General features: G+C 35.3%; 11 protein-coding genes. 2 read left to right on the top strand and 9 right to left on the bottom strand.

The features are described 5' to 3' along the window. Positions 1-88: 88 nt before the first annotated feature. The 8 genes from LBV24_RS12115 to porU form a co-directional block, all read right to left on the bottom strand. Positions 89-724: an HAD family hydrolase gene (locus tag LBV24_RS12115; protein ID WP_224478939.1), complete on the bottom strand. Its 636-nt coding sequence runs from the start codon at positions 722-724 to the stop codon at positions 89-91. Then, positions 725-1411, bottom strand: coding sequence for an SDR family NAD(P)-dependent oxidoreductase (locus LBV24_RS12110; protein ID WP_224478938.1), 687 nt, complete (start codon positions 1409-1411; stop codon positions 725-727). Then, on the bottom strand, positions 1401-2414 hold the full coding sequence (locus tag LBV24_RS12105) for a M28 family metallopeptidase (RefSeq protein ID WP_224478937.1): 1014 nt from the start codon (positions 2412-2414) through the stop codon (positions 1401-1403). The genes LBV24_RS12110 and LBV24_RS12105 overlap by 11 nt, the downstream gene beginning before the upstream one ends. A gap of 78 nt (positions 2415-2492) precedes the next feature. Beyond that, positions 2493-4115 carry a pyruvate dehydrogenase complex dihydrolipoamide acetyltransferase gene (locus LBV24_RS12100; protein WP_224478936.1) on the bottom strand — a complete coding sequence of 541 codons (1623 nt, stop codon included), beginning with the start codon at positions 4113-4115 and terminating at the stop codon, positions 2493-2495. A gap of 3 nt (positions 4116-4118) precedes the next feature. Continuing rightward, the gene (gene pdhA / locus LBV24_RS12095) at positions 4119-5117 is read right to left on the bottom strand and encodes a pyruvate dehydrogenase (acetyl-transferring) E1 component subunit alpha (RefSeq protein ID WP_224478935.1); all 999 of its coding nucleotides are present in this window, start codon (positions 5115-5117) and stop codon (positions 4119-4121) included. A gap of 113 nt (positions 5118-5230) precedes the next feature. Then, positions 5231-5713: a cytidine deaminase gene (cdd, locus tag LBV24_RS12090; protein ID WP_224478934.1), complete on the bottom strand. Its 483-nt coding sequence runs from the start codon at positions 5711-5713 to the stop codon at positions 5231-5233. 76 nt (positions 5714-5789) lie between these two features. Beyond that, entirely contained in the window at positions 5790-7019 is a 1230-nt protein-coding gene (gene porV, locus LBV24_RS12085) for a type IX secretion system outer membrane channel protein PorV (RefSeq protein WP_224478933.1), read from the bottom strand. Between the two features lie 62 nt (positions 7020-7081). Next, the gene (gene porU / locus LBV24_RS12080; protein ID WP_224478932.1) at positions 7082-10939 is read right to left on the bottom strand and encodes a type IX secretion system sortase PorU; all 3858 of its coding nucleotides are present in this window, start codon (positions 10937-10939) and stop codon (positions 7082-7084) included. A gap of 303 nt (positions 10940-11242) precedes the next feature. Between porU and gldJ the strand changes: the two genes are divergently transcribed. Together gldJ and LBV24_RS12070 are read left to right on the top strand one after the other, a co-directional pair. Further along, the gene (gene gldJ, locus LBV24_RS12075; RefSeq protein WP_224478931.1) at positions 11243-12925 is read left to right on the top strand and encodes a gliding motility lipoprotein GldJ; all 1683 of its coding nucleotides are present in this window, start codon (positions 11243-11245) and stop codon (positions 12923-12925) included. Positions 12926-12992: 67 nt separating this feature from the next. Then, positions 12993-14273, top strand: a complete 1281-nt coding sequence (locus LBV24_RS12070; protein ID WP_224478930.1) for a UDP-N-acetylmuramoyl-tripeptide--D-alanyl-D-alanine ligase — start codon at positions 12993-12995, stop codon at positions 14271-14273. A gap of 44 nt (positions 14274-14317) precedes the next feature. Here the strand turns inward: LBV24_RS12070 and LBV24_RS12065 are convergent, their stop codons facing one another. Next, positions 14318-20221: a BspA family leucine-rich repeat surface protein gene (locus LBV24_RS12065; RefSeq protein WP_224478929.1), complete on the bottom strand. Its 5904-nt coding sequence runs from the start codon at positions 20219-20221 to the stop codon at positions 14318-14320. Positions 20222-20293 lie beyond the last annotated feature (72 nt).

Here is a 20293-nt window from a genome sequence, read left to right as displayed (position 1 = left end):
TAACGATTAAGATGAAAGAAGATAATTTTAGGGGTAATTTTCTTCTCATAATTCGAATTTTCTATAAATATAAAAATTAGAAGCAAAACTAGAGCAACTCTGGAAGAATTAACATCTTCGAGAAGGTTTTTGTCGCTTTTTTTTGTAATTCATCATTGTAATCATGAGCAGTATATCCAAAAACATCAAATCCTCCTTTTAAAGCAGCATTTACTCCAATTATACTATCTTCAATAATTAAACATTCATTTGGACTATAACCCATAGTTGTGGCAGCCCAAATAAAAATTGATGGATCTGGTTTCCATTTACCAATTGTATAACAACTAAAAATATTGTCTATGAAGTATTCCAACAAACCTGTCAGCTCTAAATTAAGTTTAATTTTACTCTCAGGCCCACTTGATGCAACACAAAAAGGAACATTCAATACATCCAGCACAGCCTTTATTCCTTCGATGGGTTTAATTTCATTTCTAAATTTTTCAAAGGACCTTTGGCGGTAAATGTCTTCAAGATCACGAGGGACTTCCTTACCTATTAAGTTAGAAATTTGTTCTGCACAGTTATTAAAAGAGTTACCCTTAAAATTTCGTAGAGCATAATCCAAATTGATATTTGCACCTAATTCATTGGCAATATCTACCATCACCTGATTACTCAATGGCTCACTGTCTACAAGAACACCATCACAATCAAAAATGATACACTTGTATTTACTCATTTAGGGTGTAGAATTTGATACCTGTAGTACTTTACCGTTGTAAATTTTATTACCTGACAAGGCAAAATCCATTATATATGTAGCCATTTCTAAAGCAGTTGTTGGCGCTTGGTAATCTGGAAAAGCTTCTTTCAACATTTCTGTTTGAACAGCGCCTAATGCCAAAACATTAAACTGCGGACCTGTTTCTTTATACTCTTCAGCCAATAATTCACTTAAAGTAATCACCGCACCTTTACTAGAGCTATAGGCTGCCAAACCTGGAAATTTCATACTGCCTTGTATTCCTCCCATTGAACTAATCGTAATAACATGCCCATCTTGGGGCATATACGGCACTAATACTCTAGAGAGCTCAGAAACACCAAACACATTAGTTTGATAAACTTTTTGGAAATCTTGAAATGTTGTTTCAGCGAAAGGTTTATTGAGGAGTAAACCAGCATTATTTATTAAAATGTCAACATGGCTCCATTGATCTTTTATCAACTTTTCAACATCTATATAATCATCTAGGTTACTTAAATCGAATGGTAAAGCAACCACATTTTTAAGTTTCAATTCTGTAACAGGATTAGCATTTCGAGATAATGCTAGCACATTATGGCCTTCTCTTGCAAATAGCTTCACCAACTCAAATCCAATACCTCTACTGGTACCAGTTATAACAATATTCTTATTCTTCATTTAATACAACTTCTTTATTTGGTGAATTTAATATGCCCTCAAAAGCTTTTGCCATTTTATTTGTAAAGCTAGCCATATGCTCATAATCCATTTTATCAGCTTCGTCATCTACATGATGATAATATTCATAATTTGTAAAATCGAAAGTTGATATCGCATGTGCAGGTATATTGAGTTCTTTATAGAACGGAAAATTGTCAGATCTAAAAAACAACTGGAATTCTTTTGCCTTTGGGAAAAATCCAACAACCTCTTCTCCTGCATATTCATTAAGTTTTGGCGCAAAATTAGATCTTTCAAAACCACTCATGTACGCCATTGATTTACCCTCTGCTCTTGGAACTCCAACCATTTCAAAATTTATCATTGTATAGACATTGAGTCCTTGTGATTTTAATCGTTCTGCTAAATGAGCTGACCCTTTAAGTCCCATTTCTTCTGCTGCAAACAAGGTAATCAACAAGCTCCTTTTATTAGATTTTGTTTTAGAAAAATATCTTCCTAATTCCATAGCGGTAATTGTACCAGAAGCATCATCATTTGCACCATTGGCAATACTATCACCTTCTACTTCTCTACCTTGACCAATATGATCATAATGACCGCCAAGTATGACAAATTCATTTTTTAGTTTAGGATCATTTCCTTCTACAAATCCAACAATATTATAACCCTTAATTTCAATAACTTCACCACTACCTTCACCACCTACATTTCTTTTAACTGTAAAATTGTCTCGATAATTTTCAAAAAAGGGTTTAATGTTATTTCCTTTAAAATAACTCTCAATAAAAACAGCTGCTTTTTCGATACCATCACTGCCTGTGGCTCTCCCATTAAGTTCATCTGAAGCCAGATACTCCATACTAGTTTTTATGGAATTTGCTGAAACTTCTACCTTGGTTAAGCTTCCATCATTTCCTGACGCACCATCAAGACCCTTTTGTCTAACTGAACAAGAAAAGACCAAAAAAAGACTAAAAATTGATAAAATTATTTTCATGTTTATATATTTAAATAAAAAATCCTGATTCAATTAAATGAAACAGGATTTGAATTTTATAATTGTGATTTACTTTCATTAAACCAACATTGTTACAGGGTTCTCAATATATCCCTTCAATGTTTGAAGGAATTGTGCACCTGTTGCACCATCAACAGTTCTATGATCACAAGCCATTGTTAATTTCATAGTGTTACCAGGAACAACTTGTCCATTTTTCACTACTGGTTTAGATACAATTGCTCCTACAGACAAAATTGCTGAATTTGGTTGATTTATGATTGAAGTGAAACTTTCAATACCAAACATTCCTAGATTTGAAATAGTAAAGGTACTTCCCTCCATCTCATCAAGGGTAAGTTTTTTATTTCTTGCTTTACCAGCATAATCTTTAACCGCTGCGCCAATTTGAGTTAAACTTTGTTCATTAGCAAATTTAACAACTGGTACAACCAATCCGTCTGGTACAGCAACTGCAACACCAATATGTACATGGTTATTTAATTGCATTCTATCATCAAACCACTGCGAATTAACCTGAGGATGTTGTTTCAATGCTAAAGCACACGCTTTAACTATCATATCGTTGAATGATATTTTAGTGTCAGGTATTGAGTTGTATTGCGCTCTGAATGCAATTGCATTATCCATATCAAACTCCACATTTAAGTAATAATGTGGTGCAGTAAACTTAGATTTAGCTAAATTCTTGGCAATTGCTTTACGCATGTTAGAATTAGGAACCTCATCAAAATCTTCTTGTCCCATCGGTACAAATTTACCAACTGTTGCACCTTGTGCTGAAGGTGTGAAGTTTTCTATATCACGCTTTACAATTCTACCATTCTCACCTGTTCCCGAAACTTGAGAAAGATTTATTCCTTTTTCTTCTGCCATTTTCTTCGCCAGAGGAGAAGCAAACACTCTACCGCCAGAAGTGGTTGAAGTTATTGAAGCAGAAGTTGAAGGCTTGGTTTCTGTCTTTTTAGGTTCATTAGTCTTAGGTGATTCCTTTTTAACTTCTTCTTTCTTAGGAGCCTCTTTTTTATCAGACCCACCAATTGTAAAGTTCTTAGCGATGTTAGAAACATCAGTGCCAGCAGGTCCAATTATAGCTAACAATGCATCTACTTTTGCCGATTGCCCTTCATCTAATCCTACGTGAAGTAAAGTTCCTGCTTGAAAGGATTCAAACTCCATAGTTGCTTTGTCAGTCTCTATTTCTGCAAGGATATCTCCTTCCTCAACCTCATCCCCAATTTTCTTTAACCACGTAGCCACGGTACCTTCCTCCATTGTATCACTCAATCTAGGCATGGTAACCACTATAACACCTTCTGGAATATCTGGTGTTTCTATACTTGTATCTTTTTCAGCAACATCTTCAGAAGGTTCTGAGCTTTCGCTATCTGATTCCTCTTTCGCAGTTGAACTCCCATTTAACAAACCTGAAATATCTTCACCTTCATCACCAATAATTGCAAGTAGTTCATCTACTTTAGTGGTCTGGCCTTCTTCAACACCAATATGAAGTAATGTACCTTCATAAAAAGACTCAAACTCCATAGTTGCCTTGTCAGTCTCTATTTCAGCCAGGATATCTCCTTCTTCAACTTTATCACCAACTTTTTTCAACCAAGCTGCAACGGTACCTTCTTCCATTGTATCGCTTAAACGCGGCATGTTTATTACTTCTGCCATAGCTTATAATTTATGTGGTATAAATGGATAATCTTCTTGTTCGTAAACAGCGTCATACATAACATTAAGGTCTGGGTATGGAGATTCTTCAGCAAATTTTTCGCATTCTGAAACTCTAGCTTTAACGCGTTTATCTATTTCTTTTATTTCCTCTTCAGAAGCAAACTTCTTTTCTAAAAGCACATCCTTGACCTGCGTAATAGGATCTATCTTCTTGTATTCTTCTACCTCATCTTTTGTTCTGTAGTGTTGTGCATCTGACATAGAGTGTCCTCTATATCTATAGGTTTTAACTTCTAAGAATGATGGACCTCCCCCTTTTCTTGCTCTTTGTATTGCTTCATCAAATGCTTCTGCAACTTTAACAGGGTTCATTCCGTCAACTGGTCCAGAAGGCATTTCATATCCTAATCCAAGTTTCCAGATATCAGGATGGTTAGCAGTTCTCTCAACCGAAGTTCCCATTGCATAACCGTTGTTCTCACAAACAAAAACAACAGGTAAATTCCAAAGCATAGCTAAATTAAAAGTCTCATGCAAGGATCCTTGTCTTGCTGCTCCGTCTCCAAAACAACATAAAGTTACAGCATCACTTCCATGATATTTATCACCAAATGCAATTCCTGCTCCTAATGGAATCTGACCACCAACAATACCATGACCACCAAAGAAACGATGTTCTTTAGAAAAAATGTGCATAGATCCACCAAGGCCTTGAGAGGTACCTGTAGCTTTGCCATAAAGTTCCGCCATAACACGTTTTGGATCTACACCCATACCAATAGGTTGCACATGATTACGATATGCTGTAATCATCTTATCTTTTGTTAGATCCATTGCATGTAGAGCACCTGCTAATACAGCTTCTTGCCCATTATACAGGTGAAGAAATCCTCTTACTTTTTGTTGAATATAAACTGCGGCTAATTTGTCTTCAAACTTTCGCCAAAACAGCATGTCTTCATACCATTTTAAGTAAATCTCTTTAGTTATCTTTTGCATTTTATGATGAATTCTTTTAAAACGAAAGACAAAAATAACACTTTAGAAAATAATTGAGAAACAGTATTCCGTAAAAAATAGCGATGAAAACTGATTTTAATTTAAAGAATTCTTTATAAAACTGAACTTTCGAAAATAAAGGGCAGTAAATTAGATAATGAATCGGATTTTGCAACTCTACCAGTTGCTCCCATAAAATATATTTCTATGGCTTGGCCTTGCTTTAATTCATATTCGGCTATAGCCTGTCTGCATGCACCACAGGGAGGTATGGGTTTATCAGTGAGCTTATTTTTAGAAGATGCCGTTAAGGCCATTTTCAAAATCTTGGCATTTGGGTATTTGGCACCAGCATAATATATCGCGGTCCTTTCAGCACAAAGCCCAGAAGGATAAGATGCATTCTCTTGATTATTACCCGTTATAACCTCTTCATTATCTAATAAAATAGAAGCGCCAACATTAAAATTAGAGTAAGGTGCATAGGCATTTTCCCTCGCTTCAATAGCTGAGGACATTAGGGATTGAATATCTTTAGGAAGTTCACTAATATCCTCAAATAGTTGTAGTGTAGTTTCTATTTTAACTTCCTTCATATCAGTATCTATTTAAGACAAAAAAACTATTGTCTTTCACAAAACAATAGTTTAAATATCTAATTAATATTGTATTCTAATATTCATCGTACTCACCATCTCCAAAATTAAATGTCAATGAGAATCTCAATGTATTTTCTAATGGACTTTGTACTTGAGAGGCAGAGAATAAATAAGATAAATCGATATTTATCGTGGTGTATTTAAACCCAGCACCTAAGGCAAAAAACTTTCTTGCTCCTTTATCTTCAGCTTCATTAAAATACCCAGCTCTAAATGCAAAACTATCTTGATATGTATATTCAGCTCCTACAGACCAAACAAATTCTCTCAACTCCTCACTAAATCCTCCTGGCGCATCACCAAAGGATTGAAACACTCCATTTATGAAACTAACATTGTTGTCCTGACCTTCTGTAATAATTTCTGGCTCACCTTCATCAATATCTGGTGTACTAGGATCATCCATTGTTTGTTCACCATCTCCATTTGTGTCAACATATCCGTATAGTGGAGGTGTTGGCACCAATAACTTCGACACCTCCGCGGTTAAACCTAGTTTATTATACTCATCGAATATAAAATCGAATCCTGCCCCTAACCTTAAGTTAGTAGGTTGAAAAATATCTTCACCGCCATCATCATATTTAAATTTTGGACCTAAGTTCTGAATGGCAAACCCAAGTCTCCATCTTCCATTAAAATCATTATATGCTTCCTCTTCACTTTGATAATAGCCAGTAATATCGGCATTAAATGAACCAGCTGGATCAGCATTTCTATCTACTTGATTAATTCTTAAGTCTGATCTCATGTAGCGTAATGCCACAGCCATGGAAAATTGTTCACCTAATCTTAAAGCATAAGCGAAATCAGCTGTAAATTCATTAGGTTTAACAACTATTCCTGGATCGTCCGCATCTTGAGTTAATGTAATTTCACCCAAACTAAAATATTTGAAACTTGCCGAAATGGCACTATACTCATTTAATCTATTAAAATAGGTAGCATAGCTAATAGAAATGTCATTTACCAATCGACTCAAATATGGTGTAAAACTTAAACTCAATCCCGATTTAGCTTCAGAGAATGCATATTTAGCAGGATTATACTGTTGTGAGAATCCATCTACTGATGTAGCTACTCCCATATCTCCCATTGAAGCTGATCTAGCATCAGGTGCGATAAGCATAAAAGGAACTCCGGTTGTTATTACTGAAGATTGGTCTGGAAACGTTATTGTTTCTTGCCCAAAAGTTAGGTTAAGCGTTGCAAAAGCAATTAGGGTAATTACGTAATTCTTCATGGTCATGTTGGTTATTAGTACTGATAGACAGTGACTAATTCGTTAGCAAATATAAATTTTTATTATAGTATAACAAGTTTTTGAATTTTTTCAACTTGCTTATTTAAACGGTCAGATTTAACTTTTAGTTTATAAACATACACTCCTTTTCCAATTTTATCTCCAAAATCATCCCTTCCATCCCATACAATATCCTTAGAAAGCGAGCTTACACCTTTGCTACTACCAGTAGTTTGGCCATTTAATGTTTTAACTAATTTTCCGGATACTGTAAATATTTGTACTGAAATATCCAAAGGTTCTACACTATTATGATTAAACCAAAACTCTGTGTAGTTAACAAAAGGGTTTGGATAGTTTAGAACATTGTCAATAACAAGTTCTTCATCCTTATCAAATACATTAAACAAAATTTCTGCAGTTGAGGAATTATTATACACATCCCATGCTTTTAAAGTAAGTGTATGTAAACCTGGTTCTATATCTCTAAAGGCATAAGACACTACACCATTTGTATAATCATCTACATTGGCCTGATAATAATCATTTAAAACTACAGGATTAGTTTCATCACCATCAATTATAGCTGTTATATCATGTCCTATGCCGCTTGCAGTATTAATTCCGTTGTCATCCTGTAACTTCACTAAAAGTGTAGGTGACTCGTTGGTTATCCCTCCAGAAACGAAATTTTCGTCATTCATAAAAAGATTGATAACAGGCCCTATATTATCTTCTGGTGCATTCTCGTTTATTCCTCCTATTTTAATATCGAAATTTGCTCCGGCTTGATCAGACAAAGGAGATGTTGTTTGCGCATAAAAACTTACTTTACCATTTCCAACTGGTATACCTACGTCTCTTGGTACAACAAAATCGAATTCAAATTGACCATTTTCTACACTAGCCTGCCCTTTAAATAAAACTTCTCCAAGCGTTGTGAAATCTAATTTTATTTGCTGTCCATTTTCAGTAATTCCATCATTAGCCAAGGTTTGGCGCTCAATGGATTTGTCAAATACAGTAGCGGTTAATGTTCCATTATAATTAGATAATATATTACCATTAGTATCAACTACTTCACCGGCTAACTTGGCATAGCTAAGTGCCTTTAAAGTATCAATAGGTTGCGTAATATCAACGTCATTTACTTTTGTTAGGCGAATATCTGGTTCTGGAAATGCCAACTTCATAGCAGGATCACCAATTAAGAACACTAATCTTTTTTGACTTATCCCTGAAATATTATCATCAATTTTAGTCAATCTTAAGGCCTCACCAATAGTTGGGTAGTCATTTGACCCAAAGGCAAATAGGTAATCATCCAGTACTTCATTATACGAAACACCAACCGTAACAAAAATTTGCCTTGTTGTTGTAATTAAAGAAGATGCACCTCCATTTTTATTCCAAAATGTGTACTCGCCAGCTGTTGGCCTGCCTGGATCGTCAAACTTTGTATATTCACAAGTTACAGTTACAAAAAGATTGAACTTGCAAACATTATTTATTTCTTGAGCATCTATTTTATCGAAAATTCGTTCCTTGGCCAATCCATCCTCACCTCCATGCCCAAAATAGTTAACAACCAATGCGCCAACTTCAATTGCATCTTTAATAGCTTTATTTACCTGAGGATATCTATTACCAGCAGATGACGCCTCTTGCTGGAACGCATCTGTGTGTATCTTAACGACATTCATAAAAGGCTTTTCAGCTTCAACTGTTGTACCAATTCCATCTGTAGTTTCTTGAAGTATCTTTTCCCAAGCAATATCCACATCATCAGAAATTAACAATAAATTATTTCTCCAACTGCCATAGGCTTCTGGCTGATAATAAGCTTCAATTTTATCAACCATTTCCTTTGCTCTTTGAACATCTTCTGCCAATATTCTTCCAACAGCAATATCCATTCTATCTCCACCACCCATTGTTCCTTCGTTGTCATCCATCATACAATAAAAATCATCGGAAACGAAAGAACTAGTTAAACTAAAACTACTATTTGTATACCACGATGGTACAAGATTGGTATTGTTATTTAATCTATCCTTATAATCGTATGACCCATCACCAAATAGACATAGGTATTTTAACTGCCTTTCAAAACCATTATCAGGGTCTCTGCCAATATCATAAACGTATTTAACAAAATTCCTAAGTGCCGCGATATCTTGACTCCCTGTACTGAATTCATTATATATAAATTGTAAATCAACTACTTTTACAACTAGATTACTTTGATCCCTGTTGATTTGAGCGAGGCGCTCTGCCTGTGAAACAAACTGGGATGGTGTCAAAATAATATAGTCAATACCCATAGGAGCATCATTAAATATTGTTCCTTTTAAATCTTGATTTGCCACTGTAGAAATGGCATCTCTAATTGGTTCGAGTAAGTCACCGTAAGAAAATGCTATATAACTTCGCAATTCTCCAGCAGGTGCTTTAAAACTATAGCTTCCTTGTGCCTGTGCATTTACTTTATTTTGTACATTGAACCTATCCGTGATATCCCAGACCTCTCTTATTGATCCTGTATTAGACAAATTATATTGCACAATACCAGCTGAATTTGCCACAGATTTATTTATAAACCTCAATTGACCACCTGCATAGGACAATTGTCTTGTTGCTTCAATATTTATATAATCTAAATATCCATTTGCAGATGGATTACCATTGTTTATATAATCCAATACGACAGTTATATTATCTGAAGACACATTTATAGCATCTGAAAAATTCGCTGCGGAACCTAAAATGGAACCCTCAGTTATAGCATTTAAATTTAGAGTTGTTAACGGATTGCTATTAACCGTAACAATCATAGAAGTGGCTGTTTCAGAAACTGCACCGACGGCAACATCAAAATTAATTGGTTCATTCGCGACCAAATTTGGGAAAGTAAAATTATAGGTTTGTTGATTTTCTATATCAAAACGATCTCCAAACCAGCGTCTTCCCAATTTCGCAAGATTATACTCGTCAACTTCATAAAATTGATAATCTTGAAAGGTATTTACTTCAAAATCTGCAGGTAGCTCAATTTCTGGCATAGATTGAATTCTTTTACCATTACCAGAACTTATATTCACATAATAATAGGTCTTGTCTGTATACAGATTCAAATTAGTATTACTCTCTTCACTATAGGTTGTTGGTCCTTCTCCATAAAAAAGAATAAAATCATCATTATCAAAACTTCCATCCTCCTCACCTACAAATTTTACAGCATTTTCTACAACATCGAAAGGATAATCCTCAGCATTAGATAACGGTAGCATTCTACCACCATTTCCAAAAATTTTAATGGTTCTAGGATCTACAGAATTAGTATTAATTCCTAAACTACTTAAAAAATTCTTGGTTAACTGAAAAACTCCAGACTCATCAATATAAAACCTGTACCATTCTCCATTGGCCAAAACTGAATTTGTAATATCGTTGCCATCCTTTGCTAAACCACTTGTTTGAGCATTAGTGGTACTGTAGTTAATGGTTAAGGACGTAATTTTTTTAATCACACCATTTTGCTTTACTATAGGTGATATTTCAAAATAAATTGATTTCTTTCCTCTTGCATTGGTATTGTATATATTGAATACAGGTTCTTCAGGAATCAACTCTTCATTTAAATCGAATAAATCATTTCTAGTCATGGTCTGATATGAAATATTTGAAAGGCTAACTGATTTTTCATTAATACGCTTTGCATTATTACTCCATTGAGCAAAATACACAAGCCCTTTTTCTGTTGAATAACTAAAATGTTTTGAACTAAAACCTGGAACCCTCATCTTGCCAAAGTCATTTTCTAAAACTTTGGCGTCTTCCCATTCTATATTAATTTGCTTTTGTTGACTGAAGCTTAATAGAAAAAAGCAAAAAAATATAACTGTATAGAATTGTTTCATTTATCCTTTTCTGATGTGGTCAAACATTTCACCTTAAAACCAATAATTTTTAGTAAAATAACGACTTGTATTAAGACTTATTATGACCTCTAAATTTTTATTTCAAAAATACAACAATAATTTATTTTTGAGGTCGTTATTAAAGAGCAAAATACACCCGATAAACGGTCAAAAATCCGATATATTGTTAAAAAAAAGGGATGAAATGCACTTTTTTTTGCATTTTGTCGAAAAAAAAAGTTGTCAGTTTACCTTTAATTGTTATATTGCGAATCTAAATTTTAAACGAGCTTACTTAAACATATGGATATGAAAAATGTCTTAAACCTCAAATTTATACTAGCATTAGTGGTTTGCACTTCAATTGTTGGTTGTAAAAGATCATCTAGTTCTGGTAACGTAGATAGCGCCACTGGATGGAAAATCAACGATAAACAAGGTGGTTTTCAGTACAACACCAATTACAAGGAGCAAGAAACGCCTCAAGGAACATCGTTTATTGAAGGTGGAACCTTTACAATGGGTAAAGTACAAGACGACCCAATGCATGATTGGAACAACTCCCCAAATCAACAACATGTACAATCATTCTACATGGACGAAACAGAAGTTACTAACCTAAATTATCTGTTTTACTTAGATTATTTAAAAGGAGTATATCCTCCTGATGACCCGAACTACTCATTAATATACAAAGGAGCATTACCAGATACCCTTGTATGGAGAAATCGTTTAGGGTATAATGAAATGATGACTGAAAATTACTTACGTCATCCGGGTTATGCTAATTATCCTGTAGTAGGTGTTAGTTGGATACAAGCAGTAGAGTATGCAAATTGGAGAACAGATCGTGTTGCAGAATTAGCGCTTCAAGAAGCTGGATACCTGAAGAGAGATGCACAATATACTGATGTAAATGCAGAAAGTACATTTAGTACTGATACTTATATTAATGCACCTTCACAAACATATGGAGGAAATGAAGACGTATTAAAAGGTGGAAGACGTAAGCCTCAGACTGATGCTGATGGAAATGAGATCAATGTTTATGCAAAAAGAGAATCAGGAGTTATTCCTGTAAAATATAGACTCCCAACTGAAGCAGAGTGGGAATACGCTGCTTTAGGTATGAGTGAATTACGCAGCTATAATGTATATAGAGGACGTAAAAAGTATCCATGGGATGGACAATACACAAGATCTGGAAAGCGTGTGAATCGTGGTGACCAAATGGCTAACTTTAAGCAAGGAAAAGGTGATTACGGTGGAATTGCTGGATGGTCTGATGATGGAGCCGATATTACGGCAGAAGTTAAATCTTACCAACCTAATGATTATGGTTTATATGACATGGCAGGTAACGTTGCAGAATGGGTTGCTGACGTTTATAGACCAATTGTTGATGATGAGTTTAACGATTTCAATTACTATAGAGGTAATGTATATACTAAGAATGCTCTTAATGAAGATGGAACCGTAAAAATAGTTACAGTTGAAGAAATAGTTTATGATACTTTAAGCAATGGTAAAATTATAGCAAGAAACCTTCCTGGTGAAATCGCTAAAATACCTGTTGACGAAGAAGAAACTTATTTAAGAACTCAGTTTGATGATAGTGATAACAGAAACTTTAGAGATGGTGACAAACGCTCTTCACGTTACTACAGAGAAAACTTTGATGAGGAAAGAGATGAAAATAAAGACTTAACTAGAAAGATGTATAACTCACCAAAGCATTCTGTCGAAATAGATTCTGCAGATGGTAAACTGTTGAGAGAATACGATAAGTCTAGTAGCAGAACATCTTTAATCAATGATGAAGTAAGAGTTTACAAAGGCGGATCTTGGAGAGATAGAGCATATTGGATTGATCCAGCTCAACGCCGTTACTTCCCTCAAGATATGGCAACAGACTATATTGGATTTAGATGTGCAGTATCAAGAGTAGGTTCTAAATCTCAGAAGAATAGTAAAAGACGAAACTAAATTAGATTAATTAAATAAATAAAAAAGTCCTGATGAAATTCATCAGGACTTTTTTATTTTTAGGCCAATGGAAATAGAAGCATTATATCAAAAATATAAAGCCTGTAATAAGCTATCTACTGATACAAGAAAATTGACCGAAGGCTCAATGTATTTTGCACTAAAAGGTGAAAATTTTAATGGCAATAAATTTGTAGATGAAGCTTTTAAAAAGGGAGCAATGTATTGTATAGTTGACGAAACTTCGGCATGTATAAACAACAATTGCTTGTTAGTTGATGATACATTGACAAGTTTACAAGAGTTGGCCAAACACCATAGGAATCAATTTAATTTTCCAATCATTGGGCTAACAGGAAGCAATGGTAAAACTACAACTAAGGAGCTTATTTACTCTGTATTATCTACCACTTATAAAGTAAACGCAACACAAGGTAATCTTAACAATCATATTGGTGTACCATTAACGTTGTTAGACTTTGCTGATGATCTAGATTTTGGGATTGTAGAAATGGGCGCAAACCACCAAAAAGAAATTGAGTTTTTAAGCAGTATTTCTCAACCAGATTATGCTCTGATTACAAATTTTGGCAAGGCCCATCTGGAAGGATTTGGTGGTATTGAAGGAGTTATTAAAGGTAAGTCAGAGTTATATGATTATGTAAAAGCAAATAATAAAACTGCTTTTATAAATACAGAAGACAATAAGCAAATTGAACAAATATCAGGCTACAACAAAATAGTAACATTCGGATCTAAACCTGAAAATGATTGCATAATCGATTTTGTGAATGCAGATCCTTTCGTTAAAGTAAGTTTTAAAAATACCGAAATACAGAGCCACCTAATTGGTACATATAATTTCAGTAATATTTCGGTGGCAATAGCTATCGGAAATCATTTTAATGTATCAACCGAAAACATTAAAAAAGGGATTGAAAATTATCAGCCAAAAAATAACCGGTCGGAGATTATAGAAAAAGACTCAACTAAGATTATACTAGATGCATACAATGCTAACCCGACAAGTATGCTAAGTGTACTAAAAAACTTGAAGCAATTAAGTGCAAAACGTAAATTCTTGTTTTTAGGAGATATGTTTGAGCTCGGAGAGGAAGCTCATATTGAACACCAAAACATTGTAGATTTCGCAGAAGAAAATTTTGAAGATAATATTTACCTAATTGGTGAAAACTTCTTTGGATGCAAAACAAATACGAGCACTAAGAAATTTAAATCATTTGATGATTTACAACCAATATTAAAAACACTGGAACTCGACAACTCAACCTTATTGATTAAAGGTTCAAGAGGTATGGCTTTAGAGCGGCTATTGGATGCGCTTTAATTATAAATATTGTAGATCTAACTTAATAATAGAATGTAATATTTCTAGCGCTTTAAGGTAAAATTACCTCTTAATCTTTCACCATCCTTATATGTTATTTGATACCAATAACCGTTTGTTGGCATAAGACTGTTTTTATAAGTCCCATCCCAACCTTGTTCGATGCGATTAATTTCTTTTAACAATTTCCCATATCTATCAAAAATATGAATTACATCAATTCTGTTAAATCGATCGGGAACAATCCAGTAATCATTTTGACCATCATTGTTTGGTGTAAAAAACAATGGTGGTGATTCACCTTTTTCTGTGACAAAAAATTCAGTTAAGCAACCTAGTGCCACGTGCTCGTCATTATAAGGAACTATACTTACATATATAGTTGTTAAAAAAGGTAAATCTTCTGGTAGGTCATAAATTACCGCATCGCCAGCATCAAAATTGTTTAAAATATCGACACCTTCAAAAGATGTACCAATACTGATAATATAACCCGTAGCATTATCTATCGGGTCCCATGATATGTCCGTATCAATAAAAACATTTGATTCTCCATTTATTGGACTACTTAATCTTGCACACTGCAAGGGTTCAATTATGGTAAGGCTAAATGTTTGTTCCGAGTCACAACCATCCACATAACTATCATAAATGTACAGTGTAATAGGATATGAAGGGTAATCATCAAAATTAATAATATCTCCTGGAAAATATTGTGTCCCTGTTCCATTTGGGCCTGTATAATACGCCTCATTACCGGAAAGATTTATTCCAGAAATTGGAGGCAAGTTAAAGGTATTATTCACAATCTGATCTGCTAGATTGTCAAGATTGGGTTCGGGAATAACACCATCACAATTGTTATCTAAACCGTCACAAAGTTCTGGTGCATTAGGATACACCGTAACATTACTATCATCGCAGTCATCATTATTATCTACAGTACCCGGAGGGGAGGAACAACTTTCTACTCCACTATCATTAAAATCACCAAAACCATCGCCATCGGCATCGATATAATAAGTAGTCGTTACACCTTCATCTGTTTGACCGTCACAATCATTGTCCAGACCGTCACAAAGTTCTGGTGCTCCAGGATAAATCGTACTATTAGTGTCGTCGCAATCTTCGCTATTTGAAACGGTACCTGGTGGTTGTGTACAGCTCTCTATGCCTACATCATTGGCATCCCCAAAGCCATCGCCATCGGAATCTGTGTAATAGGTTGTTGTGACCCCTTCATCTATTTGGCCGTCACAATTATTATCCAAGCCGTCACAAAGTTCTGGTGCATTTGGATAGACCATTACATTTGAGTCATCACAATCATCATTATTAGGAACTGTACCTAAAGGCTGCGTGCAACTTTCTATCCCTGTGTCGTTAGTATCGCCATAGCCATCACCATCAGAATCTACATAAAAAATAGTTGCAACTCCCTCGTCTATTTCTCCATCACAATCATTGTCTAGACCGTCACAAAGTTCTGGAGCTCCTGGATAAACAGTATCATTCGTATCATCACAATCTGTACTATCTGAGGTATAGCCAGGTGGTGGTGAGCAAGCCTCTATAGTATTTGCTGGGTCACCATATCCATCACCATCTGTATCTGCATAATACGTAGTGGTTACCCCTTCATCAATTTCTCCGTCACAATCATTATCTATACCATCACACAATTCTGGTGCACCTGGATAAACCGTATCATAAGTGTCGTCACAATCTGTATTATCTGAAGTATAGCCTGGTGGTGGTGAGCAAGCCTCTATAGTATTTGACGGATCGCCAAAACCATCAGCATCCATATCTGCATAGAAAGTGACAGCTGCCCCTTCATCAATATCACCATCACAATCATTATCTACACCATCACAAAGTTCTGGTGCACCCGGATAAACCGTATCATTGTTATCATCGCAATCTGTATCATTACCAACATAACCATCAGGAGCCGAACAGGCTTGAATGGTGTTTGCCGGATCACCAAAACCGTCGCCATCGGTATCAGCATAAAAAATTGGCAAGTTTGAATCTGCTATAGTTGCACTTAAAATAGCTTTGTTAAGCTTTAACCCTGCATTGTAAAATGAAGTTATAGCATAAACTACATCCGTATTTCCTGACTCAATAATTCCCGATACGTTTCCACTAGAGGCACCCGTTAAACTATAAGTAATTAAACCTCCAACTCTTGTTATATTTAAAGTTACCACATCACCAACTGAGGCTGTAATATTAACATGATCATCCCAAATTGCAGGCCAATCAGATAGCATATATCCTTGATCAAAATAAATCATCTTTCTATCATCATTATTTGTATATACCACAATATTTGACGGATCAATATCATTTGTAGCATATCCAAAAAAGCAATCCCCATTTCCAACGCCACCAGCCGAAAATATTTCCACTTCGTATTCTAAATTAAAATCACCTGCAATAGGCGTAGATTTTGCGCCAACTTCCCAACCAACCGCACCTATCCTTTCTAAGCCACCATCGCTACCATAATCCAACAATCTTGTATCATCTGATTTTATCCAATCTATTCCTACTACAGTTGGTAATTGAGGGTCATCAGGCGTGTTGGGATTACAATCATTATCTATACCATCACAATAAATTTCATCTAAGCCAGGATTAATCAAAACATTATTATCATCACAATCTGTGCTGTCTGTAACATAGCCTGAGGGAGCAGTGCACGCCTGTATCGTATTGGCTAGATCTCCAAAACCATCTCCATCCGTATCAGCGTAAAAAGTTGAAAGTACACAATCAATGGTTAACAAAAAGTCTTGCTCGGATTCACAACCAGGAATTGGACTATCATAAATATAGAGGGTAATTGGATAGGTCGCAAAATCTGCAAAATTGATAATATCACCTGGCAGATATTGCGTTCCTGTACCATTAGGCTCTGTATAATAGGCTTCATTACCCGATAAATTAGTACCTGTAATTGCTGGAAAGGTAAAACTACCCACAGTATTTTGGTCTGGAAGATCATCAACTACAGATCCTGCATAACCTCCATCTATTATAATCCAGCCATCATTAGCTATCATATTGGCCCGAGCTGCTTCTCCTGCACAGTATTGCCGATCACTTGTAAACGGAACATCAGGGTTTAGATTTTGAGCATTCCAGCTAATAAGAATATTATCATAATTCTCAATGGACATATTAGTAGCTAAAAGCATGGAACCTGCATTTGTTACGTTAGATACATTCCAATTATCAAGCGGTTGATCAAAATTGAAAGCCTCCCTAAACATGTCTTGCAGAAAGCTCACATTACTGACGTCCCAGTTGCCTATATTTTGATTGAAGCCAGAACCAAAAAAGGCGCTTCCCATATAAGAAATATTACTGGTATCCCATGAACTTATATCTTTATTAAAGTTAGGGGTATAAGCGAACATACCCCTTATTGTTTCTATATTCGTCATATCCCAGTCCCAATTGCCTGTTCCTAAACCTAAATTAGTACAACCATAAAACATGTTAAAAGTGGTCGTTACATTATCTAAATTAGGGGTATCCGTAGCGTTAATCACGAGATTTGGACAACCAATAAAAGCCTGTTCCATTAATGTCCAAGGATTACAACCCCATTGCTCTACCGACAGTAGATTTAGACCAGAATTAGGAGAAACAGCACCATGATTAATACTTGGAAACAATCCTGTAATGGTTACTTCATATATACCTGGTGTGGCATATATATGCGAAGCATGAGAAGTTGCTCCCAAAGTAACATTGCCATCGCCCCAATCAATATTGTAATCATAGGTTTCTGGAGGCCATGTGGGAATAATAATCTCTTCATTAGCCTCCGTAGTTTGCCAAGTGGTGATGAACTCGCAGGTATTGTTTATGGTTAATTGAAAATCTTGCTCAGAAAAACAAGTGGTCTCATAATTTTGGTAGATATATAAAGTCACAGGATAACTTGCAAAATCATTAAAGTTAACGACATCACCTGGCAAATACTGCGTCCCAGTTCCATTAGTTCCCGTATAATAGGCTTCATTGCCTGTTAAACTCGGTCCCGATATCGGTGGAAACGTAAATGTGCCATTTACCACCTGATTTACCAAATCATCTAAAACACCACCAGCAAAACCACCATCTGTAATGTTCCAACCATCATTATTAATCATATTTGTTCTGGCTGCTTCACCAGCACAGTACTGACTTAAGCCACCACTAAAATTAACATTTGGATTTAAATTTTGGGCATTCCATCCAATAAGTAAACTGTCATAATTTGTTACCGACAAAGTTGCTCCTAGAAACATACCATCTGCAACTGTTACATTTTCCACGTTCCAATTCTCAAGATTTTGATCAAAACTAACTGCATCAAAAAACATCTGCTCCATATCCGTAGTACTACTGGTATTCCAGTTACCAATATCTTGATTAAATGCTGTTGCATTGTAAAACATAAATCCCATGTCAATAACATTACTAGTGTCCCAATTACTAATATCTTGGTCAAATGAGGTTGCATTAGCAAACATTACAGGCATAGCAGAAACATTTGAAGTCGCCCAATTACCGATATCTTGATTGAATAAAGTCGCTCCTCTTAGCATGGATGACATATTTGTAACGTTACTCGTATCCCAATTACCAATATTTTGGTTAAAAGAAATTGCATCCCAAAACATGGCTGCCATATCAGTAACATTACTGGTATTCCAGTTACCAATGTCTTGATTGAATAAAGTCGCTCCTCTTAGCATGAATGACATATTCGTAACGTTACTTGTATCCCAATTGCCAATGTCTTGATTAAATGCTATTGCTCCTAAAAACATTGAACTCATATCAGTTACGCTACTTGTAACCCAATTGCCTATTTCTTGATCAAATAATATGGCCTCGTAGAACATTTGACTCATGTCTGTGACATTGCTTGTATTCCAATTACCGATGTCTTGATTAAATGAAGTTGCGTACCAAAACATAATTGCCATACTTGTTACATTTGCTGTATCCCAATTACTTATATTTTGATTAAAAGAAGTATTACTCATGAACATAGCACGCATATTCGTCACATTGCTTGTATCCCAATTGCCAATATCTTGGTTAAAAACCTCTTGCCCAATAAACATACCTCCCATGTTTGTTACATTGCTTGTATCCCAATTGCCAATATCTTGATTAAAAGCATCTCCTAGAGAAAACATGACAGCCATAGTTGTGACATTGCTTGTGTTCCAACTTCCAATATTCTTATTAAAACTGGGACATCTATTAAACAAAACGGACATATTTGTCACATTACTTGTATCCCAGTCCCAGTTTCCTGTACCATTTCCAAGAGACTCGCATCCACGAAACATGGCTCTCATGGTCAATACATTTGATAAATCGGGAATATCAGTTGCATTCATGGTGAGGTTAATACAATCAAAAAAAGCAGATTCCATGGATGACCAAACAATGGTTCCCCATTGGTCAATAGAAATTATTTTCTGGGCATTGACAGCATCATCTATAAAATATATTCTAGGAAAAGTACCTGTAATACTCACTTGATACATACCTGGAACATTATATGTATGAGAAGCATTCCCACCGGCTCCGATTGTAGTATTGCCATCTCCCCAATCCACGTCATAATTATAGCCTGCTCCAACGGTGGGTATGGTAATCATTTCGTTGGCCACCGTAGTTTGCCATGTGGTAATAAAGGCATCCACAAAAGCGTTTGATCTCGATGCATCAACAGGTGTTGTGATTGTAACTTCAGATAGCTCTTCTCCATTTGGAACATAATCTAAATGCTGTTCAAAATGAATATCGTTAATACTTATGTCTGATAAAGATAAATCATTAGTATCACCATAAGGAGTTTGACCATTTAAACTAAAAGCAATAAAAAACGATAAGGAAATAAAAAATCTCTTGTAAAAAGATAGCATGTGGATAGGGTTGGTTTTCAGCAATTTATTGGAAAATAAATTACTGATTTTTATTTAAATAAAAACCATACC

The organism is Winogradskyella vincentii (assembly GCF_020166345.1).
Taxonomy (GTDB): Bacteria; Bacteroidota; Bacteroidia; order Flavobacteriales; family Flavobacteriaceae; genus Winogradskyella; species Winogradskyella vincentii.
The sequence above is the reverse complement of the archived record's forward strand: the minus strand, read 5'-3'. Positions and strand labels throughout refer to the sequence as shown.